Here is a 26,597-nt window from a genome sequence, read left to right as displayed (position 1 = left end):
ATTAAGAAACACATCTCAGCCCGTAGTAGCCATTGCGACTATTGTGCTCGCCGCCGGGCTCTTCCTCCATGTAGTGTTTGATTTCTGCACGGATGGATTCCAAGTTTTCTTTCACGAACGAGGTGATAGCATTATCAAATAGATTGGCAAGCAAGTTTAGGGTATAGTAGTCCTCGAGTAGGATCCTTTCTTGGTGGCGTCGTAACCCCGAGGATATCCTACTTTTTTGTTGTCTTTTAAGTCTCCAAATCATGGTAGACAAACAATTGTACGTCATATTAGCAACTTAGAATGTATGGGAGACCACTGCAAAAACATCGCCCAATATATTCGCTATGGAGAATAGGACGGTGCGCTGCAGGAAAAATTAAAAAAAAATAAGGGGGTGGGCGCGTGGTAACCCTAACTGATGGGACAACTTTGCCCAGAATCGGTCAAGGTACGTGGTATATGGGGGATGAGCCGTCCATGAAAAATGAAGAGCTTCGCACGTTAAGACGCGGTGTGGAGCTTGGATTGAACCTGATCGATTCGGCTGAAATGTATGGTGATGGCAGATCCGAGTCCTTGGTTGGAGAAGCGATCGAAGGGATCCGAGATCAAGTGTTTCTGGTATCCAAAGTGTACCCGCACAACGCTGGTCTGAATCGCATCGTCGGCAGCTGCGAACAAAGCTTGAAGCGGTTAAAGACGGACCGTCTCGACCTTTATCTTCTTCACTGGAGAGGAAGTATTCCTCTAAGCGAAACGGTAGAAGCGATGGAGCAGTTGGTCGAAGCGGGGAAAATTTTGCGATGGGGTGTCTCTAACCTGGACACGGACGATATGAAAGAACTGTTCGACGCGGCGCGAGGGACGAATTGCATGGTCGATCAGGTACTGTATCATCTCGGTTCCCGCGGTGTAGAATACGACCTGCTTCCTTGGTTGAGAGAGCGAAAAATCCCGATAATGGCCTATAGTCCGCTTGCCCAGGCGGGCACTTTACGAAGAGGGTTGGTTGAGCATCCAGCGGTTAAGGAAATTGCCGATCGACATGGCGTGAAGCCACTTCAGATTCTCTTGGCTTGGTGCATTAGAAGCGGTGACGTAATTGCCATTCCTAAGGCGTCAACAGCAGCGCATGTCGAAGAGAATGCGGAGGCGGAACGTATTAAGCTTACCGAGGAAGACTTGGGGATGTTGGATGAGGCGTTCTTCAAACCCACTAGAAAGGTTCGGCTCGACATTATTTAAGAAAGCCTTCACATGAAAGTTTCCGCAGGTTAGACTTGTTGGATTCCCGAATTTAAAACCGCTGCTTTTCCGTCAGTTTCGACAACTGTAGCACATCTCTCCATGTTCTCTTTTACGAATTTTTCCTTCTGTTGATTGCCCCCGTGGGCAAGCTTGCCAATAGCGAATAATCCTCAAGGAACGATGCTTTCGCATGTTCGCTTACCTCAAGATCGAACAAGGTATCTCTCACACCCATCATTATGGAGCCGAATTGATTCCACCTCTGTTAGCCAGCTCCTCAGAAACAGAAAAGTCCCGACATAAGATTGAATGTTCGGGACTTTTCGTGATATTTTTCTATTTACCAACTCTAATGTCACTGGACACAGATAAACTGGGAGAAGACGCAGATGATGAAAATTACTTGGAAGTCGCCAAAGTGTTGATTCACGCAGCGGAGCTACGGGCAAGGGAGTTCGGGATCGCGGAGGTGATAGCCATGTAGACGATGACGGGAATTTTGTTGCTTCTCATCGGATGGACACCATTCCTGGCTGGCCTATGTCCGACATCACCCATAATAAGGCATGGACGGCGGTCGCGCTAAAGATGCCTGCGGCGAGCGTTGCTCTTTTGGCGGTCCTGAACGGGGAACTTTACGGGTTCATTACGACCAACCAACGGACGCGTGGTCGTGTTCGGAGGGGGATTCCGTTGTCATTCGAAGGGAAAATCGTCAGGGCGGTCGGTGCAAGAGTCGCGGATCGGGTCTCCAGGGAGCTTGCTGTAAACCTGGCGGTTTTAGGCCTATAATGAAACTTGGTCCTGCTAATATTGAAGAAGAATCGGCTAAACACATGGGGCTGTCCCTCAGGGTACAATACCCCGTGGCACAGCCTCTTTTCTCATGTCATCATTTAAGGCTTCAGTACGAATTTAATGCATTCGTCCGCATGATTGTAAAAGGTGTTATACGCGTTATGCGCCTGATCGAGCGGCACTTTATGCGTGATGATCTCCGTCGGATCGAACTCGCCTGCCATAATTTTTTGATACAGCATCGGCATGTAATGGATCACGGGCGCCTGTCCCATGGTTAGCTTCACGTTTCGTTCCCAAATGTTTCCGAACATGAACTGGTAGTATTTAGAACCGTATACTCCCGTAATCTGAATCGTGCCGAATTTCCGCACCGCATTCATCGCGATGTTGATCGGGCTAAGTGTTCCGCCAACCAGCTTGGCCTTTTGCTCTTCCTCCTCCAATGGCGTCTTCTTGCCGTCCATTCCGACGCAATCGATGACGACATCCGCGCCCCCGCCCGTTATTTCTTTTATATGCAGCCCCATGTCTTTGAAATCTTCAAAGTTGAAGGTTTCGACGTTATTCATTTTTTTGGCATGGTTCAGCCGGTACGGGAGATTGTCGATCGCGATGACCCGTTTGGCCCCTTTCATCCAAGCGAATATTTGCGCCATCAAGCCGACGGGGCCGCAGCCGAGCACCACAACCGTATCCCCCTGCTTCACGCCGCCGTTGTCCACGCTCCAATAGGCCGTCGGCAGCACGTCGGACAGGAACAGGAGCTTCTCATCCTCCAATTCGCATGACTCCGGAATAACGAAGGGCATGAAATTGCCGTATGGCACGTAAAGCAATTCGGCTTGTCCGCCCCAATAATTCCCATACCGTTCGGTAAACCCAAAGTAAGCTCCCGTATCCACTTGGGGATTGGGGTTGGAGTTGTCGCATTGGCTCTCCATTTCATGCTGGCAGTAATGACAGCTGCCGCACGAGATATTGAACGGGAGCACGACCCGGTCCCCTTTCTTGACCTTTGTCACCTCAGGGCCTACTTCTTCGACGATGCCCATCGGTTCATGGCCGATCACGTATCCGGTTTGGGCTTGAATCGCCCCCTGGTATATATGGAGATCAGAACCGCATATGGCGGTCGAGGTGATCCTGACGATAATCCCGTCTTTTTTCTGAATCGTCGGATCCGCGACCTGCGTCACTTGCATGTTCTTCATGCCATGGAATGTTACAGCCTTCATAATCGCCCTCCTGTTATGACATGCCTTGAATTTGCATGCATGCTTCTATTATGAAATTGGAGAGAGGATTATACATTCGATATACGGTAAATTCGACAGTCGCGGAGCGCCTAAGAACAAGAAAGGAGACGGAGGACGGAAAGATTCACGTGAAAGTAAATTCAACACTAAGGGTATTTGTAAGGTTATCAAAGAACAAAACCTCACTAAATAAATCCTTGTGCTCACAGTTAATAAAACTATCTAAATACCCTTTGTTAACAACTTGACCACACTACCTCTTTATTCTGGATTATCGCGCATTGCTTGTACTAAATCTAATGTCCATTCATTACTAACAGCAAGCAATGAAGAATGTGCAGGTACGGTGCACGGCCTTCCCGTCGGAACTTTGGTCCTGTAGCAAATTCACGCGCGACTATATAAAATTGTCTTCCCAAATCCTCAAAGACATTCTCGCGAACCAGATCAAAACTTACTTCGAAGCTGCACCTAGTTCTTCTATGGCTTTAACAATACTTGTAGGTTACCAACCCAAATTTCGCAGAGCGAAATTCGTCTTGAAGTCATGTCGTTGCAGGCTTCCAAGGCGATCAGATACTGGGCTTGTTAATAGAAAAACACCGCTTCGTTTGCTAAGTGAAAGTTTTGAGCAATCACTTTAACCGAAGAGGTGGTGTCTACCTAATGATATCCCATCCATCCGAATTGATTCAAATGCCTAACGAACTAAAGCCAGCGTTCCAAGAATTGAAAGTCATGCAGCATTTGCAACAAGCTGGATTCCGTAAACGTTTTGGCTTTAGCTGCGCCCGGCTGTTCCAACTCGTCTTCGTTTTGTTATTTCATCAGAAAAACTGGTTTCGCCTGCTTGAAAGCCGCAAGGACGATTCGAAGGCCGGCAAAGCTGCGGTTTATTGCTTTCTCAATCATGCCGGCTTTGCATGGCGTCGTTTTCTGACTTCGCTTAGCGTGGCCACCATGAAAAAGGTGGAAAAGGTGGATGCGCTGACTTCTGCGGATCGGGATACCGTCTTCATCGTCGACGATTTGATGTTCGAAAAGTTAACCTATGTGCTAATGTTGTCGCGAGGGATAGCACGGTAATCCCGTGCTAAAGCGCTTCATTTGTCCGAAAGCTCATTGGAAACCCTAATCAACTTGGTATCTTCGCAAAGTCAATATTCATGGACAAAGAGAATATTGCAGAAGATTGTCGAACCATGGCATAATGTGGTTGAAGATTAACAATTGAAATGGCAAACCCATTGAAAGATGGGGACGCAAAGCCATGGGCCTAATACGCATGTTCGTTATGGTTGCCAGGTTGCCGTGTGTTGCGTTTTTTTCGTTGTCTCTAGTCTGTTTGTTGGGGATTAGAGTGGCGAGAACAGCGATAGTCCCCCGTAATTCGATAAATTCATCCTCGATACCACAGGTACTTTGTCGTCTCATCAACAACACGAGTAGGGGGAGGTAACAATGGGGATTCAACAATTAGAGAAAGATTTAAGAGAAGCACTGGAACGTCAAGAGTTCCAACTGTACTATCAGCCAAAATTGGATTTGGCTTCGGGGAAAATCACAGGCGTTGAAGCATTGATCCGATGGGAGCATCCAGAACAAGGACTTCTTACTCCAACACAGTTTATTCCACTCGCAGAAGAGACTAATCTGATTTCCCCCATCGGTGAATGGGTGTTGCGAACCGCTTGTACTCAGAGCAAGGCATGGCAGGATGCAGGTGCCCCAACACTTATAATGGCAGTCAACCTCTCTGTACGTCAATTTTATCAACCTGATTTTGTGGAAAGTGTGGAAAATATTTTGCATGAGACAGGGCTTGTTCCATCGTATCTGGAGCTTGAAATTACGGAATACATGACGATGGAAATTGTCCGAATTGTTCCAATTCTAAGACAATTAAAAAATCTCGGTATAAAAATCAGTTTGGATGACTTCGGGATAGGGTATAGTTCCCTGTATAACTTCAAAGAATTGCCGATTGACATTATAAAAATTGATCAATGTTTTGTGAATAACTGCCTGGTGAACATGAAGGATGCAACGATTGTCAAGGCAATTATTGCTCTGGGGCATGAATTAAATGTGGAGGTCGTTGCTGAAGGAATCGAATCGAAAGAGCAATTGATATTTCTCCAACAAAACCTCTGCGATTTAGGGCAAGGTTATTTGTTTAGCAAACCTTTGCCGCCATCGGAATTTCTGGTGGCATTCCATCAAATAGAGAAGATTTTTAGTAGAGATGGAATACCTTCAGCATTATTCAGAGAAAAATGGTTACAAGAAGCTTTGCACAAAACAAAGCAGGAATTAGCAGTTACGTTGAGATACCAGCAAGGTATGACTTTTAAGTTGACTCGGCATGATGGAAAATTTATTCATACTTTGTGTGATGGTGAATTGTTATATCGCATGGGTCTAACACCCGAACAAGTCGTAGGAAAGGAGCCTCATGAATTCCTCCCGCTCAATGATGCTGAACGGAAGTCTCAATATTACGAAAGAGCTTGGGGTGGAGAGGAGAACGTCACTTATGAAGGTCAATACAACGGAATTTGGTATTTGGCTTCCTTACGCCCTATCCATAGAGGGAGACAAGTAGCAGAGGTAATCGGCTCGGCTGTCGATATAAGTGATCGTATCAAAAAAGAAAGGGAAGCGTCTCTTCTCACACAATACCTCGTGGAGCAAGAGTCAAAATACCGATTGATTGGGGAGAATTCACAAGACCTGATTGCCATCTTGGATACTAATGGTGTATTACAGTACGCTTCGCCATCCCACATTCGGATGTTCGGGGGGAAGCTTCCCAATTTGAAGGAAACTACCCTTTCTCTATGGTACACCCCGATGATCTTGCACTCATCAGAGAACGTTGGGATGAAATGATATCCACCAAGACTTCGGTACGTCTTGAGTGGCGATTCGTTAAAGTGGACGAGACCTGCATTTGGCTCGAAGGCATAGGGACTCCCATTCTAACGTCCGATGGTAAGATTGATAGCATCTTAGTAACTGGTCGGGAGATTACAGAACGCAAGATACAGGAATGGAAACTCCGTGAGAGCGAACAACGGTATCGTGATATCTCTGAACGTCTCGCTGAGAGAGAAGAAAAGTATCGTTTTATTGCCGAAAATACCCAGGATTTAGTCGGTGTCGTGGATATGGAAGGTATAGTTCTATACGCCTCGCCGTCCCATGAATTGGTCTTGGGGTTTTCGTCCAGCGAATTTGAAGGAAATTCTGCTTTTTATTTCGTTCATCCTGACGATCTTGCGTATGTTAAGAAGCAATTCAATGACATGGTTACATTAAAATCAACGTTCGATTTTGAGTGGAGGTGTAAAAAAGCAGATGGCAGTTGGGTATATATCGAGACCAGGGGCACTCCTATATTTGATGAAAATCGCAAAGTAGTGCAATGCGTGTACGCGTCTCGTGATATTTCGGAACGAAAGAAGGCAGAAGAACTCCTTCTACGAACTGAAAAGCTATTGATAGTAGGTCAAATGGCTGCAGGGGTTGCACATGAGTTTAGAAATCCTCTAACCTCGATCAAGGAATTCGCCCAGCTGTTACAACAAGGTAACGAAAAACCCGAGTATATTGAATTGATTCTATCTGAGGTTGGGAGATTGGAAGCTATAGTATGGGGATTTTTAACACTTGCCAAACCCCAAGCTCCGGAAATGCAGGAAGTTGATGCGGCGGTTGTTTTACAACAGGAGGTGTTGTTATTCAGTACACACTCCATATTAAACAACATTGAAATTATTGAAGAACACGACTCGGAAGTACCACGTATTTACTGCTATGAGAATCAAATCAAGCAAGTAATTATTAACATTCTCCAGAATGCGGTTGACGCTATGCCAAACGGTGGAATCATCAAAACACAGATTCTATGCCACGATTCAGAATTTATCAAATTTCGATTTGTAGACCAAGGAAGTGGCATTTCATTGGAACGAATTAAATCCATTGGTTAACCCTTTTATAGTTCCAAAGAAAAGGGGACGGGATTAGGCCTAACGGTCAGCAACAAGATTGTCCACGTACACGGAGGGAGTATTCACATCGAAAGCACGGTCAACGAAGGAACCATTGTTGATGTGATTTTACCCATCAGATACGGACAGAGCTTGCTCCAGGAATCCCAGTTACGGTTGTATTCGTACGTCACCGATCCAAGAATGAATGGCTTGCCATTCTGATCCCTAATATTGAAGAAAAAACTCAAAATTTCACTCGAATCAGAAGCAATTTCCTCGGCCGCTTCTTGTAAAACAATCGGTGTACGCACTTTTATTGACTACAAAGTCCTGATTCTTAATGGAATTTTGTCATTCGTCGGTAACCAAAGTTGAGATGATTCATTATAGATTTCATCAATTCGATGCATGATCCTTAAAGTGGCTATTGTCTTTGCTCTACGCCAATCGGCGAGAGACTGCGTGCTCTTGCGACCCCTTTGTAGACCGAGAGGGGATTAGTAAGCATGTCGGTGACTATTGCTGAATATCACCGACATTGTCTGTCCCTAAATTTCTGTGTTGGAAGGGGTAGAGGTGCGAAAAAAGGCCGGTGTGGGTAGGGTGAGGGAATGGGGAAGATGAAGCCCGATTAGCTTGGTATAGAGCTAATCGGGCCAATTTCATGCCATTTTTTCAAGTCAAGGCTTCGGGTTACCTAAAACGATAATAACAGTGACAGTAGTGTTAGTATGACTTGGAGTCACCCACATGTGAAGAATGCAAAGAAATTAATGTTAATGTAATCGAGCATGTGAAAGGTTACATTCAAAGAAAGGTTCAAAAAAAGGGCATCCCGCAAAGGTCCGGTCGGGATGCCCTTTCTGTGTATGCCGGTGATTATTGCGGGTTGGTCGTGAGAATGCCCGCGGTTTTTAAAACGACGCGCGACGGCAGCGTGAGGGCCGCGATCGCCAGCTGCGCCACGTCCTCGGGCTGCATCATCCGCTCCTCCGGGCCGACCGGCAAGCCCGTCCTGACGGCGAGTTCCGTGTTCACGGTGCTCGGCGTCAAGGCGGCGACCCGGATGTTGGACTTGCGGACCTCATGGAAGAGGGATTCCGTCAGGCCCATCACGGCGAATTTAGACGCGCAGTAGGCTGAACCCGTCGCGAAGCCGCGTTCTCCGGCCGTGGACGCGACATTGACGATGTCGCCGGACTTGCGCTCCAGCATCGTTGGCAGCACGGCGCGTGTAACGTAGTACGTCCCCATCAGGTTGACCTGAACGATATGCTGCCACTCCTCGGGATCCATGTCCGTCACGGTACCGAACGTCGCCGTTCCCGCGTTGTTGATCAGGATGTTGACGGTGCCGAGCTCGCCGATCAAGCGGGCGACAGCCGCTTCGACCTCGCCGCGGTTGCCGACGTCGGCCATCGCGATGGCGGCGTCGACGCCGTACGTCTCCTTCAGCTCTTTCTGCGCGCGTTCCAGGTCTGGCGCGGAACGCGCCATCAGGCCCGGACGCACGCCTTCCTGCGCGAGGGCGCGGGCGACCGCGAGTCCGATCCCCTTACCCGCGCCTGTAATAATAGCCGTTTTACCTTTGAGCATGCTTGCCTTTCCCTCCTGTCCGTTATTCCAGATTCGCGTGATTGCCGTACATCTTGCCGGAGTTCTGGCGCTGCGATTCCATGATCCGAAGGATGACGGCGTCTAGTACAACCAGAAGCGTCTGCTCGAACAACGATCCCATCGGCTGCACCGTCAAATCCCTGCCGGACGCCTGGTCCTTCGGCGCTCCCGGCAGCTGGACGACGATGTCGGCCCGCGCTCCGATCGTCGACTGCGGTTGGATGGTGAGTGCGGCGACGTCCGCATCCAGCGCCTTCGCCTTTTCGGCCATGCTGATCAAGGTCTGCGTCTCGCCCGAACCGGAGCCGATCAGCAACAGGTCACCCATAGTAATACCTGGTGTTACCGTCTCGCCCACGACATGGGCTTGCAGCCCCAGATGCATCAGGCGCATCGCGAAAGCCTTCATCATGAGGCCGGAGCGTCCCGCCCCCGCCACAAATATGTGTCCGGCCCCGAGAATCGCTTCCGTCAGCCGTTCGCCGGCGTCTTCTGTGAGCAGCGATGCGGCATGCTCGAGCTCTTGCACGATATGCGCCGCATGGCGCTTGATGGACAGCGCCATCGCTTAACGCGCCGAAATCAGCCGCTTAATTTCGGCCGCCGCGGCACGCTTGTCCGCCTGGCCCGTAATGCCGCCGCCGACGATGACCAGATCCGGGGACGCCTCGATGACTTCCGGCAGCGTGGCGAGCTTGATCCCGCCTGCAATCGCCGTCTTGGCGTTCTTCACGACGTTTTTGATCACGCGAAGCTGTTCGAAGGAATTCTCGCCCTCCGCCTGTAAATCATATCCGGTATGCACGCAGATGTAATCAACGCCGAGCGCATCGACTTCGCGCGCGCGTTCCTCCAGGTTTTTCACGTTGATCATGTCGACCAGAATTTTCTTGCCGTGCTTGCGGCTTTCCTCCACCGCGCCGCGGATGGTGGAATCGTCGGTCGCGCCCAGCACCGTGATGATGTCGGCCCCGGCTTCGGAAGCCTTCATGACCTCGTAAGCGCCCGCGTCCATGATTTTTAGATCGGCCAGCACGTCCAGATTCGGGAACGCCTCCTTGATTTCCTTCACGGCGAGAAGCCCTTCGTTAATGACGACCGGAGTGCCGATCTCGACGATATCGATATATTCCTGTACTTCCTTGACGACTTCCTTGGCTTCCTGGATGTTCACCAGATCGAGTGCAAGCTGAAGTTTCATGATGAATGAGTGCCTCCTTTGAGTGTGAATATACTAAGTATGCGCTAGGCTGAACTTAATTATAAGGAGAAGGTATCAAAACTGGAAGTAGGCACAATTTTGTTATATAGTGTCTAAAAGTATACTAAGGTGTAGGAGGCGGACTGCAGCATGAGCAGAAATGAAGACAAGGTATTCAATTGCGAGAAAGAACTGACGCTCTCCATTATCGGCGGCAAGTGGAAAATGATCATCATGTGGCACCTTGGAAAAGAGGGCACCAAACGGTTCAGCGAGCTTAAATCGCTGATTCCGGACATCACGCAGCGCATGCTGACGACGCAACTGCGGGAGCTGGAAGACGACGGCATCGTGAACCGAATAGTGTATCCCGTCGTGCCGCCTAAAGTGGAATACAGTCTGACGCCCCGCGGCGAGAGCCTGATTCCCATTCTGGATCTGATGTACGAGTGGGGAAAGGACTATATCGCGGATATGGGAGAGCAGGTAACGATTCGCGGCACCGAGAGGTGAACGGCGGAAGGCGAGCTCGGTTAGTAGCAGCAATATTAGGGAGTCATTAAGAGAGGTTTTTGGGTGTTATTTTTTATCAGGCATGGAGTTAATGCTCCAAATTTTGCATACTCGGAGTGAAACACATGTCTACTGTAATTGAAAAGTTACTAAAAACTGATGAGGATATTAAAATAGATATTATTAAGGACTTTGTGTCTGATCTATGAAGGAAGTAAGTGTTCAAAAACTAGTCAATAAATACGGTAAAGATGAGTTCGTAAAAATGCAAAAAATTTAGAAATAATAACTAGGCACAACCTTCATTTAAACGAAGGTTGTGCCTTCTCTGATACTGGTTATTATCGTGGGATACGCCCGCCTTAGGCACATGTTATAGTATTTCGAGGAAGGTGGCATTTTTGGAAAGAAAGAAAAGTGCCGTTGGGTATATCCGGGTATCACGTGGTGATACGGGGAACCGTACCACAAAAGAAGTAAACTTTTTGGCATTACATGCTTGCGGGGCGAAGAAAGTCGCCCCCCGAAGAGGAACTATGCTTAACTTACATAATGGTTAATCTCGAGGAACTACATACCTAGATAATCTGATGACTTTACTAACCTCAGCTGCTTAAGATGGTCTAATCACAGCTACATCGACAAATTCCTTACACTTAAATTATTTTTGATTATCACCTCGGCATATCTAACACCAAATAAATCCACTACTCCCTTAGGCTACATATAGTATTGTTGTTTGACTCAAACCACATCTCAAAACGTTATGCGGTTTTGAAATACAAATTGCAGGTCGTATGATTTTTCGATTACAGGGCAAGATATTAACCACATGATTTTGATTACTTTAATAATGGAGAAGACTATGGTTGAAAAATACGACCCTCAAATAAAAAATCATCAAATGTCCACATGGCTTGATGAATTAAAACAGAAATTAAACCATATGGATGATGCCGAAGTCGTTGAACACAGAATGGGTACCAGTGCTTCAGTCCATCTTGTATACATAAAAACGTTAATAGATCAAGAGCGTTTAAACGAGGCGATTATTCAGCCACTTCATCGTTGTGCTGACAAGTCGCTTTCTTCATGCATAGCCAATGCTAAAGTTTCGGAAATTATATCGATCGAAGATGCTGAGCAAAAAATAATGCAAGGATTTATTCTTCTAAACGATTCAGTCAACGATCAATGGTTAGGCGTCCAACTGGAAAATCCTTTGGGTCGGGCAATTCAATCTTCCCAAACGGAAACTGTTATATATGGAGCGAAAGACAGTTTCAGCGAACAAATCGATAAAAACATTACAATGTTACGCAGGCGTTTGCCTATAACGACATTAAAAACGGAAAGCTTCACTGTCGGTTCACTGAGTAAAACGAAAGTTGTGTTACTGTACATAGACGGATTAATTAATCCGGAATTTGTTTCCCTTGCAAGAAAGAAAATTGAAAGTGTGGATTTCGATCAGTTTTTAGACTCCGCTCAGCTTGCAGCTTTTATGGAAGATCATCATCATACGGTCTTTCCACAGTTACTACAAACGGATCGGCCGGATTCCTGCGCCTACGCCTTAGGTGAGGGAAAGCTGACGCTATTGGTCTCCAATTCACCGTTTGCCTTAATTGCTCCCATTACTTTTTTTCATTTATTCCAATCGCCTGAAGACTACTTCCTTCGTTGGCCGGTAGCCAGTTTTTTACGTTTAATCCGGTACGGAAGTTTTATTGTTTCTTTGACGATGATTCCTTTTTATGTTGCATTAACGACATTTCATTACCAAATGGTTCCGCTGCCGATTCTCTTCGTATTATTGGAATCGAGAAGCAAATTGCCCTTTACTCCGTTTGCGGAAGGATTTTTCATGATCGTAACGCTGGAAATCATCAAAGAAGCAAGTTTGCGAATGCCGACCAAAACCAGTCAAACGTTAGGGGTTATCGGTGGTATCGTCATTGGACAAGCGGCTGTAGAAGCAGGCTTTGCAAGTAAAGTATTAATTGTTTTGATGGGTATATCCGCTATTGCTTTCTTTTTAGTTCCCAATTATCAAATGACAAAATCCATGGTTCTGATGCAAGTGTTTCTTCTTATCCTTGCATCGTTTCTTGGGTTGCCGGGAATCGTGATCGGGCTGATCGGGATTCTTGCACATCTCCATGGATTAACGTCATTAGGTCAACCTTATTTAGCGCCGATTGCTCCTTTTTATGGGAAGGATTGGATCGACCTCTTTATCCGCGGCCCATTAATTTGGATGAAAACGCGTCCGGGTTATCTAAAACCACTACGGAAATGGCGGCAGGAGATGAAGAAATGAAGACTTTATCCTTATACAATCGAACTTCCACCCTTGGTGGCATCTATTTCCTTTTATTGGTTAATCGCACGCAAATGCATTATTTTATTTTAATCATGCCGGTTTATTTGGTTCATTCGTATATGGTTTGGGGAATTGTCGTCATGGGGCTGCTGTCCCAACTTAATTTGATGATGCTGTCCAAATGGTTTACTTCCAGTTATGCAACGAAAGGCTATCAAGGATTTGTACAGCTTTTCGGGAAACGGATGGTTCAAATTTTCGCAATACTTGGTTTTTTGATCATATTGTTAAAAATTTCAATCATCACACTGGGATACGTTGAAATGCTCCATAGTTTTATTTATCCATCAATGAATAAAAAGTGGCTGGTCCTAATGATTCTTTTGATCAGCTTATTTGTGGCTTCACATGGAATGGAGAAAACATTGCGTTTTGTTGTCATCGCCTTTCTTTGCGGGGCTTGGATCTTAATCGTGTTTATTCCTTTTTTCTTTCCGCCGATTGCAAATTACCGCGATTTGTATCCTTTCATACCCACCGAATGGTCAGGACAATCATGGCAGGGTTTGTTGTTTATTTGGTCGGCATTTTCCGGTCCAGTATATTTGGCCTTTATGGTTCCATGGTTAAGCTCCAATAAAAAAATATCGAAATATCTTGTCATTGGAAACATGCTGACGATCATGGAATATTCATTATTGTTCATTGCTTCAGTATTGTTTTACGGTTCGAACTTCTTAAGCAAGATCAATTTTCCGGTAGTATATATGGGAAGCTACATTCAAACGAGCGGTTTAGAACGAATCGATTACATCCTTATCTCTTTTCATATGTTTAATTATGTGTTTGACATTTCAATTCTTCTGTTGTGTCTTTATGGAGCCGGAAGAGTCTTTATGAGAAAAATGAACGAACGCACGACTCGGATCGGATTATTGTCGAGTTGGTTCGTCATTTTGATAAGCATCATCATAATGGATCAATGGTTATGGGAAACGGTTCCGGGTCAAAAGATGTTACTGAACATTCAAATCTGGCTCGGCGCATTCATTTATTTACTTGTTCCTACGATCCTTTTCACTGTGGTTAAACGAAAGGAGAGTATGTAGGCATGGTACCATACAAGCACTATGGTTTATTGGCGATTGTAAGCCTTATGTGGATGGCCGGTTGTTCTTCTCCATATGTCGAGAACAATATGATCGAAGAGATCGCTCCGGTAGTTTTTTGGTCGGTTGACAAGGGGACGGAAGGAAAGTTGAAAATCAGCACTTTAGTACCACCACTCATCAAAGAAAAAAAACGTCTTCTCTCCAAGGAAGTCGATCTGTTAAAGCAGGGAGGCAAGGAGTTTAATTTAATTTATTATCGGGAATTAAAGCAGGGGCAGCTGCGAATGTTATTAATCAATGAGGAGCTGGCAAAAAAAGGAGGCATTGAAAAGCTGATCAATACGATATTGGTTGATCCCGATATTTCAATGCGTGTCTATTTATTGATTGTCAGAGGCGATTTTGATGAATACATAAAAAATCAATTGACGAAGCAAGAAAACCAAGATTATTTTCTTTACCGGATGTTAAAGCATTACGAGGAGCATAACCAAGGTGAAATGAGCATCGTCAATATTCATCAATTTATGAAGATGTTCTATTCCCCTCTTAAGGATCCGATCCTACCGGTTTTTCATTCGGATAAGAACAATTTCAATTACGTAGGGACAGCCTTCTTCCAAAAAGATAAAGAAGTAATGGTCATTCAAGACGTGGACGATGAAATTTTTCAACTTCTGGATAACGATCATTTCTTAAAAGTCTTGGCCATTCCAAAGTTATCTATCAGTTTAGGACGTATTCGATCCAATGTTCGCATGAAACTATCGAGGGACTATTCATCCTTGTCTTTACACGTGGGATTGAACGGAAGAATTGAGGAATACCAGGGAGAAAAGAAAATTCAAAGTGAGGAACAATTGGAGCATTTAATTCATGAGATTGAGGTCTACCTTGAGGAACAAACGTCAGATTTATTAAATAAAATGCAACAGTGGAAAGTGGATCCCTTAGCGGTCGGAACACATTCGCTTAAGCCGTTTTCTAAAGAAATAACGGAAGAGCAATGGTTGAAATATTGGGAAAATATAAAAATTGATGTTGACTATGACATCAAAATACATCCTTAAATTAATATTGAGCGGTTGATGTGATTCAAAACAAGCAAATCGTTCCGAGCCGCTTGAAAGGTTTTTGTTTGCATTAAAATAGATGCTTAGCCGTCATTTATGATAGATAGGGTTTTACGGCCCGGAACATTCTCTTGATCCGCTGGGCGTTTACAACAAGTGCTTCCATATCCTCAAGCTCCAACAAATTGTATATCGGTTTCCTGTATGGTCCTGTACTTTCCATAGCAGCATGAGTGCATTTTTTGGTCTTGAGCACCATGAGCAAGATCAAATCGTCGGTCATGGTGCCCAACCTACGGATTTCCTTACCTTCAGACGTAATGGTGCAGGCAACGATGTTCTTTTTATGAACGTCAAGTCCGCAAACAAGTATGTCGAAAATCTATTATAGAGTTTCGATCATAATTGTCTGTATGAGTTAACAACGGTAGAACAGGGCTGTTTCCAATCATTAGGGAAACACCTGCCAGAACGTGTAAATGAACACTTCGAATGAGTAAGACTTGACGAAGAAAAGAATCCATCCATAGATTCGGAATTTTTGCATTTGAACCCAAACGATTTGAAAGTGAGGGAACTATATGCTTTCAGTTGAACAATACATAACAAAGATGAAGAAAAAAGATAACCTTGATGAATTCAATTTTAAAAATCATGCCGAAAATATGTCCACGGTTCTGAAGTATGTCATGGATTATTTCAATCATTATCTGAATCCGGAAGAATACGATTATGAGAACATCAAGACAGAACAATCAGCATTAAAAATCACCCAAGAGATAGAAGGCTTATTTCCTGAAAGCAAGGGCTTTGTTATTGAATACTATAAAAAAACAAAGAGCCGGATAGATCGATTACTGAAGTCATGGATGTATGAACGGAAATACGTTCATCTTATTTACAGTACCGAGGAGTATGAGAATACGATTCATAAGTTCTGTAGCAGTGCAAAAATGAAAGGAACAGAAATTGATCAGTATCGGGATCAATTGATCATTCTGGCAAAAGAGATAAAAGCAAAAGAGACAGAAAAACCGTCCATTTCTGGATTCAAGTATTTGGATAACTCTTTGGTTAGCTGGGTAAAGGAGGCATTCCGCAGTTACGGTGTGAATTTATTCGAATTTGCTCAGAGCTATACAGGCACTTTTTTCAACGAGTACATAGAGCGCATTTATATTAGGGAATCGGAGCAGTTCTATTACATTAATCGTTACAACCACAGATACAACGATAATCCTTTTAACATGGATATTCTTTATAGAGAGAACGAGCATCGCCCTTTTATTAATGGACGTAAAGGCGAACTGGAAATGCTGATCATGTATGTATGGGTATTTGAAAATGCAAATGATGAGGACTACTGGCCCGAATATGTAAATCTATGTATTTCGACAGGAAGAGTGAGCTTGGTTAAACGGATTAATGTGTTAGTGCCAGTAACAACGAAAGACATGATGTACCCGGCAGATGTCAAGAGTAATATGATTTTTCTAGAAACGACAACAGGTACTTTAAAGGTTGCTCCAAATGAGGCATACATTTTGCGTCTGAGCTATGAGAAAGACAATGATTTATTGTGGAAAGACACAGCAAGGCTTGATGTTGTTATAAAAAATCTGATGGACACGTTTTCCCAGTATGGAATACCTGATACACTGGAATTATTATCCCCATTGCGGTCTCAAACCTACGGTGAAGAGGAGTTCTTCAAGCAGTTCTCAATTCTCGAAAAAAGCCTGAAAAAATATAAAACTATAAAAATTGCTTTAGTTAATGGACCGCAAAAGCAAAGTGGAAAGTTAAAGTATTTGATGCAAACAGCAGAGGATGTTGTGAATATCCATAAAATAGTAAAAGAAATGAAGTTTAAATTAAAGTTTACTATAGATATTTCAAAGCTGATCAAGCGGAAGACTTATAAGGCCGAATTCGAGGAAGACTTCAATCGACTTACTGAGATCAGAACGAGCATCATTGGAATTCATTTGTCCAAGCTTCCTAACCGAACGGGATTTTCTCATAAACATTATAAAGATGGAAATACGTATCTATATAAATATGATTATCCTGAGAACTCGGATTTCTTAGGCTCGTTTTCAGCATTTTTAAATGATAATTTGAGCCGTTATGTAGTGCCTGAGGGGATGGCTTCTGAAGTTGAGCTTGAAGAATTAGTTGACGATCTGCTAAGAGGTGGTTTCTCTTTTTTTGGTAAGGAGGGCGAATAGGTGGTGTGGCGACACGGTTTTATAGAACTAAAGGACATGAGCAATTATCCGATAAATCAGCTAAAAGAGCTTGATGCAATTGAACTGCTGATGCCGGAATCAATGACCAAGTTCAATCAATGGCGTAAGGATATTCAAACTGTGAAGCACAATAAGTACTTGCATCCGTTGATCCTAGAATATCAGGATGAGATTGCTTACCGTAATGCTCGTGATGAAGAGCATCAATTTTACAAAGAGATTGATTCGTATTCACAAAGGATTTCAAAGGTGGAAAACCGCAAGAACAAAGCTGTATTGTTCATAGACGTATCCGAAAAGCAAGCGAATCGAGCATATAGAATTATGAATCGCTTGATTGATGCAGTTAGTGAATTGGGTGGGAGTGTGAGCGTTTGTGCAGGAGAGCAGGACAATATCAGGATACGTTTACTGAACCATGAGTATTCCGTCTCATTGATTGAGATTATGGTCAAAAGACGTTCTCTTTTGTCAAAGTTACAAGCTGGAAGTATGACGGCTGGCTTATGTCCCATGTATGAAAAGATCCCCAGTGGTTTGTTCAAAATGGAGTTTACAGAGATTCTCGGATATGCATCTAGGAATAAAACGGTGCAACCCCTTTGTTTTAACGAAACTCTGGATCACTCTCTTGAAAAACAAATAGGTGAGATTCTCACGGATTTTTTGAAAAATGCAATTGGGATAAGCGTATCTAGATATATAGCTGAGTACGAATATGAAGTGAAGAAAAAAGAGCAGGAACGTGTTGAAGCCTTAGAAAAGGCCAGGAAGCGGGAGCTTCAGCAACTTGAAGAGTACAATCTTCACAAACAGAAACTAAAACAAAACATTGAGAATCAAATGAAGAACTGGTATAAAGCGAACAAGTTGCGTGATTACGCCGAGGAGCTGGAGCGATTTATTATAACATGTGAGGACGAGAAGACAAAAGAGTCATTCTCCACGTATATCCAACTGGTGCGGGAAGCTGCGGAGGATTATGATCCAGTAGTGGATATAATGTATAGGGTACAGGAGTTAGAGCATGGCAGTAAATGAATCCTCCCCACAGTGAGCTGCGGGGAGGATTCATTTACTGCTCGTTCATGTATTAAAGATACTTTTGATAGTCTACTCTTTATGCGGCCTTCATGTGTATACTTTCGTGCAGACCTGGTGGGAAGGACTAAAAATCCGAGCTTCGCCGATTAACCATAACTTAGATTCAATCAAGGCCCGGTGAAAGTGGATTGATCTGGCTGGGCGCCTCTACCCTATACGCCAAGCAGTTTATGGAAGCTATAGAAATCCAGCGCGCCAAAGGCTGGCATCGGTTCATTGTCATGCAAAATAACTATAATCTGGTTTATCGGGAGGAAGAACGGGAAATGCTGCCGCTGTGCGAGTCGGAAGGAACGGGGTCACACCCTGGTCGCCATTGGCGCGCGGACGGCTATCGCCGCCCTGGGAGGTTGAACGCAAACCGAACGTGCAAAAACGGACCGTCTGCGAGCGCAAACTCATATCCAAGCCAGATATGGATAAGACGATTGTTGACAGGCTGGCCGAGGTGGCTGGAAACCGCAGTCTTCCCATGACCCAAATTACGCTCGCCTGGCTGCTTTCGAAGCCTGTCATTGCCGCTCCGCTTGTCGACGCAACCAAGATCCAGTATATAGAGGATGCGGTCACCGCCGTATCGCTCCATTTATCGGAAGAGGAAATCAGTTTGCTGAAAGAACCTTATCTGCCACATGCGCCATTAAGCCATTACCGTTTTTTGAAAGATAGGTTTTTGTCCCCTAATCAATCCCGATCGTTAATTAAAAGCAAGCGAACCTGTCTATTGCAGATTCGCTTGCTTTTTGTGTGGCGTGAATATTAAGTGATTCTTCACTCTTACAAGATGATTAGTAAGTCAAGAGGCTTTAGATGCAGGAAAAATAAGAAAAATGTAGAAATATATCATAGTGGCTTGCATTCAATTTGGATGGAAGTATGGATATTGGAATTGGGTCGGGGAATTGTCATTCTATTTCAAGGCTAAATGTCCTGAGTCTATTTTGCTATAAACTAGAGAGCTTGGTGTTCTGTCAGTAAATAATCTGTCATTTTCTTCAGGGAATGAGCTGAGTGGTGTGAAATTATTTGATGTAATTCCCGATGGACTTTTCTTATTGTTAACGGGATCGAATAAACAGATTTATGCGGAGATTTTGTTGCTTCTTTATGAGAACGTTCAAGCTGAGCGGTTTGGCATTCGATATGAAGTGATGAGGGACCTGATTCAGGAATTGCTTGAGACTCACGAAGAATTGGGCCAATCTATCCACGAACCGGATCATGATGAAAAACCATTGCTCCAACGCGAACCTGAGCAAATTTCATTAGAGGAGGCTACACGGGCGAAAGCAAATGCTATTCTCAGACGATTGGAAACCATGCGTTGGATTAGTGTTGAAACTCGCAGTCAGTTTGACCGTTATTTGGTGTTGCCTCATTACTCCAGTAAGCTTATCGGTCTATTTAAGGAATTATGTGAAGCAAAATCGGTAGAATATCAGCGATTTGCTTTTCTTATATATCAATCGCTCACAGGTGAAGCTGCCAAGCTACAGCCTTGTTCTGCGGTACTTAGCGCTGCTGATGTCAGCGCACAGTTCCGACAAGAACTCATCGCGCTGTATAACAATATGAAAGCTCATATGGAACAGGTTGTTCGTAAAACTTCAATTCAAGATGTATTGGATCATCACTTTGAACAATATAAATCACAAATTATTGATAAGAGCTATCACCGTCTTAAAACATCGGATCATGTAGCCCGGTACCGTATGCAAATTTTAAATACTGTGCAGCAATGGCTGCTTGATTCGGCAATAATGGAAGAAGCGGCTCTTGACGGGGTGAAAAGCGGGCTATACGCCGTACTGGAGGAAGCTGAAAGGGCAGTTCGTCAAGCGTTGTTTTTCATCGAAGAAACTTTCCTTGGACTGGATGAATTATTTTATCAAATTGATGTCCGTCACAACCAGTATTTACGTTCTTCATTTGAACGAGCTCGTTATTTGAGCCAGCAGAGTGAAGGAACAGAACAGCAAATCGCTAAGCTGCTAGAATTGCTTGGCAAGGTATCGCCATCTGAGGAACAAGATCGGATATTTGCAATACGTGAGATCAGAGCGCTATCTGATCACTCATTGTTGCCGCCGCGGCGGAAAAGGGCACCCCATCAACCAGAGGCCCATATTGTTATTGATATGCCTGAGCACATAAGGCAGGAGCTGAAGGAAAAAAGCGTTGAAAAAATGCGTAAAGCTATAACTCGCAAAAAAGTCAATGATTATGTATTGCAAAAGCTGGATGGCAGGACTGAAATGGAACTAATGGAACTGGCTCCTCATAATGCTGAAGAATTTATTTTACTCGGATATGTCTACTTATACGGCAACGACGGCGGGTCTTCGTTTCGCCTTCAGCGTCGGACCGATCGGCAAGTGCTTGTAATCGGTAATTATCGGTTCGACAACCACACCATTAAACGGAGAGGGGGGCAGTCGTAATGGTGTTTCAAGAATTAGGCGATTCGGAACGTGAAAAAGTGCGGGAAGCAATAAACAGATTATTAGAAGTGAATATGCTTGTCAAGGAAAAGGAAAGGGAGATGTATGCGGTAATACGTCGGAATCGTACCAACTTAGCTTCCTATTTTCAATTTTTAGGTTGGGAATTAACTGTCGATGAACGGCATGAATGCGTTTATTTGCATATTTATGACAGCCGATTGCGAAAAAGGCTCGATCGTGATCATACGATTTGGTTGCTAATCCTCCGGATCTTGTATGAGGAAAAGAGACAGGGATTGTCTCTGGCTGATTTCCCGATGGTGACACTCTATGATATTCGAAGTAAATATGAGACTTTTCAAATGGAATGGGTTAAGCCTACCGTGTTAGACAGGCTAGTACGATTATGTGTCCAAGTTCAATTAATGGAACCGCTTGATGCGGAACAGAGATCGGATGATGCCCGTTTTAAGCTGTTCCACACATGGATGTATGTAATCCAGGCGGATGAGATGAAACAATTGACGGAGCGTCTTGAACGATATGAATCAGAAAAGAAGGGGGGAATACTGGATGAAATGGATGAAGCGGCTGCGGTTGATTAACTGGCATTACTTCACGGATGTGACCATAGAGTTTGGTAAACAGACGCTTATCACCGGCCAAAATGGAGCTGGAAAATCTACCATTATCGACGCACTTCAAGTTCTGTTCGTTGCTGATCAGCGGCTAATTCGTTTTAATGCGGCTACAGATGAAGCAAAAAGGAGCTATATCAATTACTTAAAAGGAAAAATCGGAAACGACGAACGCTCGTTTCTTCGTGATGGGGATTTTACAACCTACATCGTTTCCGAATTTCTGGACGAAAAGAAGCAGGAATCGTTTATTATTGGGATTGCCGTGGATGTTTATCGGGATCGTACGTACGATGAAGAATATTTTATACTGGCAGAAACCAGGCTGGAACAGCTTGATTTCGTAAACTCTCGTCACGAATTGTTGAATCGGGAAGAGTTTCATCGTCGTTATGGCGGCGCATCTGGAACGATTGGAAAAAGAGGAGTTCGAAACAAAGCGTTGTTTGAACGTAACAAGTCCAATTACTTAAAGGCGCTGCTTGCAAGGGCTGGAGGATTACCTGAACGTTTCTTCAAAGTATTCACTAAGGCGCTCTCGTTTAAGCCGATTTCTGACATCCGCGATTTTGTCTATGACTATATTCTTGACCGACGGGAACTTCAATTAGATTTGTTAAAGCATAATTTTGAACTTCACGAACGGTACAAACTGGAACTGGAGCGACTGCAGGAACGAAAAGTACAACTGCAGAGCATTCAGGAGAGTTATCGGATGTATGTAAGATACCGGGAGACGGCGAAGGAGCAGGACTATGTGATTCGTCGTTTGAGATTAGAGATAGAGTGTGAATACAAAGAACAAAAGGAGCGCAACCTGGCCCACTCGCAGCAACAGTTAGCCTTGAATGTGGATAATATTGCTTTAGCAGAAACCAAGCGCCAAGAAGCAAGCGAGGAAAGCAAAAAAGCGTACCAACGTTGGCAAGATAATGCGGCTGAAAAAAGAAAAAAAGAGCTTGAATTGAAAGTAAAGGAAGGTCAAGCAAAGCTTGAGGAATCCAGAAGGCTTAAACAAACGTATGAAAATCAGCTGCTACAAGAGGTTGAGCTTGTAGGACAACTTATCGGTTGGTCTGACAATGAATACTGGATATTAGAAACTCAGGAAAAAGCGGCTAATAATAAGCATCAGGAGACGTTGCAATGTCTACTGGAAATCGTCCGGTTTTCGAAATTGGAAGAGCATGAGGATGAAGAATGGCAGAAGCGATTGGAGACTATAGGAGGCGAATTGTCGAAGTGGCATCAGCGCCTTGTTGTTGGCGAGTCTCGTTTACAAGAACAGCTTAAAGCCGACGAAGAACAAATTCGGGAATTGGAGCGGGTTATTAGAGAACTGGAACAGAAACGGCGCAGTTATTCGGAACCGGTTCGCCAATTGAAAGCTTTATTAGAGGAAAGATTAAATGGCCGTTCGGAGGTATGGATTTTTTGCGAAGAGACCGAACTGATGGATGAGGAATGGCGAAACGCTATTGAAGGATACCTCAATACCCAGAGGTTTGACATATTGGTCGAGCCCAATTATGTTTCGGAAGCGTTACGCATTTATGAGCAGGAGAAGTGGAAGTACAAATTGGAAGGCGTAGGTCTGGTAGATACTGAAAAGGAAAAAAGATTTCTTGGCACTTCCGAGAAGGGGGCATTAGCCCATGAGGTGGAAGCTATCCATCCTGTCATTCAGGCTCACGTTGAGCATCTGCTTGGCAGGGTTATGAAAGCGGCAAATGAACAAGAGCTTCGACGCCATCGTACTGCGGTAACGAAGAGTTGTATGGTATACAGTAATTATGTAGCGAGACAAATGGCCAAGAAGCAGTATGAAGTTCCGTATATGGGGGCAAAGGCAATTATTCGCCAGTTGGAAATTCGACGAGCTGAATTGACAGAGCTCCAGGAAGCGCATGCCCATCGCAGGCAATTGCATAGTGTTTTCCAGACTCGAATGCGCCTAACCAAGGAAAAAGAATCCCAATATGCTCGTCTTGCAGCAAATACGGGTCTTATGCGGGAACTGGACAAGCTTGCTTTCGAGCTAGAACAAGATCGGAACAGTTTAAGAACGCTGGATTTGACAGAATCTGAGCGTTTAAAAAGTGAGTATGGGCGTTGGAGCAAGCAGGAGCAGGAGTGGCTAACCAAACTAGGAGAATATAAAGAGAGAAAAGGAAAGCTGGAGGAAGAATGCAAGCAAGGCGTTGCCAGTGTCCACATACAAGAAAACAAGATCCGAGATGCAGAGGAAAGTTGCCATCAATGGGTAAACGATTGGGGTTTAGAATGCGAGCAACGGGCAGTGCAACGATATGAAGAAGCCATGAAGCAAACAATACCCACCGCGCAAAAGCTGCAGAATTATACAAGCAGTTGGAGAGGGCAGCAGACACTTCGTGATGATCAGTTCAAAGCAGTTGTTACATTACGAACTCGTTATAATGCCAGTAGCGCCGATATTCATGATGAAGAAAATACGGTCTACGATCAGTTATTTGAAACGATTGAGCATCTGAATATTCCAGAGTATCAGTCAAAGGTGGAAGCGGCTCGAGCAGAGTCCGAGGAAGAGTTTAAATCACACTTTATTTTCAAATTGCGTGAAGCTATTGAGATGGCCCGTCGTGAGTTTGATCAGCTTAACTATGCCTTGCGTCATTTTCCTTTTTCGGATGATCGGTATCATTTCGAAGTAAGAGCCAATGAACGTTATAAAAAGTTTTATGACGCTATTATGGACCCTATGCTTATGGAAAAAGGTTCATTGTTTGAGCTTCCTGAAAGCGAGCGTACAGCCAACCTTCATGAATTGTTTGAAAAACTGGTGCGGGGTGAGGTTGGTGAACTAGATGAGTTTACAGATTATCGACAGTACCTGGATTTCGATATAGTTATTACTTCAGGCAATGGGGCGAAGTCCAGATTTTCGCAAGTGTTGAAGGAGAAATCTGGCGGGGAGACGCAAACGCCTTTCTATATTGCTATTTTAGCATCATTTCATCACTTGTATTCAAACAATAAGACATCGCGGCTGGTCGTTTTTGACGAAGCGTTCAACAAGATGGACGAGCAACGAATTCAATCAAGCCTTCGGTTAATCAAGAGATTAGGGTTGCAATTGATTGCCGCTGTTCCTGATGAGAAGATGCAGCATATGGCGCCAGAAGTGTCGACTACCTTGTTTGTCAGCAAGCACAACTATCAATGCTACGTGGATATGATTGATCGTTGGGAGGAGCTTGACGAATCAGAAACTGATAAAGCACACGATATCACTTTGGACGACGATGTCGATGAAATAAGTGGGGCTATGGACATTGCCGAGCGGCAAGAAACGTTATTTTAGACAACACCCCCCAATGTCAGAGACAGGAGAGGTAATGAGTGCAGATTGAATCGGATCGATTGGAGGAGGCCTTCAAACAACATTTTTCTCGCAAGCTCCTAAGTACGCTTCTGGAAAAATATGAACAGAGCCAGTCCTTCCAAAGCGGAGAGCCTGGCAAACAACGGCCGCAACTCGTCATGTCTAAAAGTCCGTTTAACTCGGACTATACAGATGAAATGGATTTTATGAAACGTCAATGGATGAACGAGATCCTGATTGATTTGGAGTACAAGGGAATCATCTCTTTGAGATGGGGAAAGTTCAGTAATTTTCAAGAAGTTGAGCGCATTTATCTCAACTGGGACATGCTTGTTGAAGCTTATTCTCTTTCCGGGAGAATGTCGCTTAGAAAAAAACTGAATCGCTTACGAGAGATATTTGAACCTCTTGTACAACATCCGTGGGCTTGGGTTGCAGATTGGGGAGAAAGGGTTCGGGCAGGACTACTGGAAGGAAAGACGTCATATCTCGATCTGGATAATCCATCTGGCTACGTTGATCTGGTGCGGACGTTGCTACAACTGTCGAAGCTTGACGGAAAGGTTGTTTCACTCAGATTGTTTAGCCAGCAGTTATTTCAGGATTCCAAGCATCTGGAACGGGAAGTATTAAAACGACTGCTAAATGTAGTGAAGCAAGCCTCGGGGGAACAGAGAGAAACAGATGAGGAATGGCTTGATTTCATCGGACTAACCCGTAATCCGCAGTATGTTTATCTATGCGGTCCTCTCAGGGCTCGGAGTAAAAGCGGAGGTTGGATTTCTACAGAAGAACTGATGGGTGGTGTTGGGTTATCCCGTCAGACGGTTGAACTCATTAACGATATGACTACCGATGCACGTCGAATAATTACGATTGAGAATTTGTCCAGCTACCATCAATGGGTCGAACAACGTGAATTATATGCTGCTGAAGAGTTGATCATCTACACGGGGGGATTTCCCCATCGACTTTTGCAGCACTTCCTGAAAATGTTGTCGAATGCAGTGGATAAGGGAGATAAGCCCATTCCAATCATGCATTGGGGGGATATTGATCTAGGGGGCATCCGCATTTTTGAATTTATCAAAACTCGGCTGTTTCCCTCGTTGGAGCCAATTTGGATGAATTCCGCCGTCCTCCTGAATTACGAGCGGCAGGCCGCCTCAGTATCTGATGAATATGCATCTCGAATTCAAGCGGCTCTGGATGACCCTGGATACGCAGCTTGGATTCCAGTAATGCAAACCATGCTGGAGCGGAGAATTCGGCTGGAACAAGAAAGCATTACTGAAATTGAACTGTCGTCGGAAGACTAACGATCGATGTAAGGTGATCTGGTATAGGTTGACCGATTAATAAATTTAGCCTCCTGATACTTCGCGACTGAGGTGAGTCTTGAGGTCGGCCGGATTTCGATCGCTTATAAATTTATAATAAGGCGGCAGTAGACTAAGCGGCGCAGGGATAACTCCCTATACACCGTTATTTTTCATATATGTTCTTTGATTCTCAAATGAGTTGTTCGCAAAGCGAGCCAAATCTTACTTTATGGGACAGCCCTGAAATTTTCAAAACCATTGCTCCAATAACATTTGGGATGGTTGTGGAGTTGGCTGATTCGAGTGTCGTTCTCTCCGAGTTCTCTCAAACGTCCAA

19 protein-coding genes, 4 pseudogenes and 1 riboswitch are annotated in these 26,597 nt (G+C 44.4%); of the genes and pseudogenes, 17 read left to right on the top strand and 6 right to left on the bottom strand.

The annotated features are described in order from the left end of the window. Positions 1-22 precede the first annotated feature (22 nt). Positions 23-165 (bottom strand): annotated as a pseudogene (locus HH215_RS37215) (IS256 family transposase); the annotation flags it as partial. Positions 166-393: 228 nt separating this feature from the next. Here HH215_RS37215 and HH215_RS35350 point away from each other — a divergent pair. Together HH215_RS35350 and HH215_RS37135 are read left to right on the top strand one after the other, a co-directional pair. Next, entirely contained in the window at positions 394-1,236 is an 843-nt protein-coding gene (locus HH215_RS35350) for an aldo/keto reductase (RefSeq protein WP_248551626.1), read from the top strand. Positions 1,237-1,755: 519 nt separating this feature from the next. Then, a complete protein-coding gene (locus HH215_RS37135) occupies positions 1,756-2,031 on the top strand; it encodes a hypothetical protein (protein ID WP_260067529.1) in 276 nt (91 codons plus the stop codon). A 104-nt stretch (positions 2,032-2,135) separates the two neighbouring features. On the opposite strand, the gene HH215_RS35345 is transcribed toward HH215_RS37135, so the two are convergent. After that, positions 2,136-3,275, bottom strand: a complete 1,140-nt coding sequence (locus HH215_RS35345; RefSeq protein ID WP_169284747.1) for a zinc-dependent alcohol dehydrogenase — start codon at positions 3,273-3,275, stop codon at positions 2,136-2,138. Between the two features lie 687 nt (positions 3,276-3,962). Here HH215_RS35345 and HH215_RS35340 point away from each other — a divergent pair. The 4 genes and pseudogenes from HH215_RS35340 to HH215_RS37210 all read left to right on the top strand — a co-directional run. Further along, positions 3,963-4,340 (top strand): annotated as a pseudogene (locus tag HH215_RS35340) (IS4 family transposase); the annotation flags it as partial. A gap of 183 nt (positions 4,341-4,523) precedes the next feature. Continuing rightward, a riboswitch (cyclic di-GMP riboswitch) is annotated at positions 4,524-4,610 on the top strand. A 147-nt stretch (positions 4,611-4,757) separates the two neighbouring features. After that, the gene (locus HH215_RS35335) at positions 4,758-6,188 is read left to right on the top strand and encodes an EAL domain-containing protein (RefSeq protein WP_169284746.1); all 1,431 of its coding nucleotides are present in this window, start codon (positions 4,758-4,760) and stop codon (positions 6,186-6,188) included. Beyond that, positions 6,137-7,291, top strand: coding sequence for a PAS domain-containing protein (locus HH215_RS35330; RefSeq protein WP_169284745.1), 1,155 nt, complete (start codon positions 6,137-6,139; stop codon positions 7,289-7,291). The genes HH215_RS35335 and HH215_RS35330 overlap by 52 nt, the downstream gene beginning before the upstream one ends. 15 nt (positions 7,292-7,306) lie before the next feature. Continuing rightward, positions 7,307-7,417: pseudogene (locus HH215_RS37210) on the top strand (ATP-binding protein); the annotation flags it as partial. Positions 7,418-8,173: 756 nt separating this feature from the next. Here HH215_RS37210 and HH215_RS35320 read toward each other — a convergent pair. Genes HH215_RS35320 through hxlA form a run of 3 tightly spaced genes read right to left on the bottom strand, consistent with a single transcriptional unit; the run spans position 8,174 to position 10,112 of the window. Beyond that, positions 8,174-8,890 carry a 3-ketoacyl-ACP reductase gene (locus HH215_RS35320; protein WP_169284744.1) on the bottom strand — a complete coding sequence of 239 codons (717 nt, stop codon included), beginning with the start codon at positions 8,888-8,890 and terminating at the stop codon, positions 8,174-8,176. Between the two features lie 22 nt (positions 8,891-8,912). Continuing rightward, positions 8,913-9,470, bottom strand: a complete 558-nt coding sequence (gene hxlB / locus HH215_RS35315) for a 6-phospho-3-hexuloisomerase (RefSeq protein ID WP_372490926.1) — start codon at positions 9,468-9,470, stop codon at positions 8,913-8,915. A 9-nt stretch (positions 9,471-9,479) separates the two neighbouring features. After that, positions 9,480-10,112, bottom strand: coding sequence for a 3-hexulose-6-phosphate synthase (gene hxlA, locus HH215_RS35310; protein ID WP_169284742.1), 633 nt, complete (start codon positions 10,110-10,112; stop codon positions 9,480-9,482). 150 nt (positions 10,113-10,262) lie between these two features. On the opposite strand from hxlA, the gene HH215_RS35305 reads away from it, so the two are divergent. The 4 genes from HH215_RS35305 to HH215_RS35290 all read left to right on the top strand — a co-directional run bounded on the left by HH215_RS35305 (position 10,263) and on the right by HH215_RS35290 (position 15,133). Then, positions 10,263-10,625, top strand: a complete 363-nt coding sequence (locus tag HH215_RS35305; protein WP_169284741.1) for a winged helix-turn-helix transcriptional regulator — start codon at positions 10,263-10,265, stop codon at positions 10,623-10,625. 865 nt (positions 10,626-11,490) lie between these two features. Next, a complete protein-coding gene (locus HH215_RS35300) occupies positions 11,491-12,948 on the top strand; it encodes a spore germination protein (RefSeq protein WP_169284740.1) in 1,458 nt (485 codons plus the stop codon). Beyond that, positions 12,945-14,060 (top strand): GerAB/ArcD/ProY family transporter, encoded by a 1,116-nt coding sequence (locus HH215_RS35295; RefSeq protein WP_169284739.1) that lies wholly within the window; start codon positions 12,945-12,947, stop codon positions 14,058-14,060. The genes HH215_RS35300 and HH215_RS35295 overlap by 4 nt, the downstream gene beginning before the upstream one ends. A 2-nt stretch (positions 14,061-14,062) precedes the next feature. Continuing rightward, positions 14,063-15,133: a Ger(x)C family spore germination protein gene (locus HH215_RS35290; RefSeq protein ID WP_169284738.1), complete on the top strand. Its 1,071-nt coding sequence runs from the start codon at positions 14,063-14,065 to the stop codon at positions 15,131-15,133. Between the two features lie 110 nt (positions 15,134-15,243). On the opposite strand, the pseudogene HH215_RS35285 reads toward HH215_RS35290, so the two are convergent. Continuing rightward, positions 15,244-15,518: pseudogene (locus HH215_RS35285) on the bottom strand (IS110 family transposase); the annotation flags it as partial. Between the two features lie 199 nt (positions 15,519-15,717). Here HH215_RS35285 and HH215_RS35280 point away from each other — a divergent pair. The 7 genes from HH215_RS35280 (at position 15,718) to HH215_RS35250 (ending at position 26,257) form a co-directional block, all read left to right on the top strand. Then, positions 15,718-17,367: a hypothetical protein gene (locus tag HH215_RS35280; protein ID WP_169284737.1), complete on the top strand. Its 1,650-nt coding sequence runs from the start codon at positions 15,718-15,720 to the stop codon at positions 17,365-17,367. Then, entirely contained in the window at positions 17,368-18,429 is a 1,062-nt protein-coding gene (locus HH215_RS35275) for a hypothetical protein (protein ID WP_169284736.1), read from the top strand. Positions 18,430-18,769: 340 nt separating this feature from the next. After that, a complete protein-coding gene (locus HH215_RS35270) occupies positions 18,770-19,255 on the top strand; it encodes an aldo/keto reductase (RefSeq protein WP_169284735.1) in 486 nt (161 codons plus the stop codon). Positions 19,256-19,508: 253 nt separating this feature from the next. After that, complete coding sequence (locus tag HH215_RS35265) at positions 19,509-20,933, top strand: Wadjet anti-phage system protein JetA family protein (RefSeq protein ID WP_169284734.1); 1,425 nt, start codon at positions 19,509-19,511, stop codon at positions 20,931-20,933. Then, positions 20,933-21,541, top strand: a complete 609-nt coding sequence (locus tag HH215_RS35260; protein WP_169284733.1) for a DUF4194 domain-containing protein — start codon at positions 20,933-20,935, stop codon at positions 21,539-21,541. Before HH215_RS35265 ends, HH215_RS35260 begins: the two co-directional genes overlap by 1 nt. Then, a complete protein-coding gene (locus tag HH215_RS35255; protein WP_169284732.1) occupies positions 21,510-24,917 on the top strand; it encodes an ATP-binding protein in 3,408 nt (1,135 codons plus the stop codon). The genes HH215_RS35260 and HH215_RS35255 overlap by 32 nt, the downstream gene beginning before the upstream one ends. 38 nt (positions 24,918-24,955) lie before the next feature. Then, positions 24,956-26,257, top strand: a complete 1,302-nt coding sequence (locus HH215_RS35250; RefSeq protein WP_169284731.1) for a Wadjet anti-phage system protein JetD domain-containing protein — start codon at positions 24,956-24,958, stop codon at positions 26,255-26,257. The last annotated feature ends 340 nt before the right edge of the window (positions 26,258-26,597 follow it).

This window comes from Cohnella herbarum, from assembly GCF_012849095.1.
Lineage (GTDB): Bacteria > Bacillota > Bacilli > Paenibacillales > Paenibacillaceae > Cohnella > Cohnella herbarum.
Note: the sequence above shows the minus strand (reverse complement) of the source record. Positions and strands in the feature narration are given on the sequence as shown.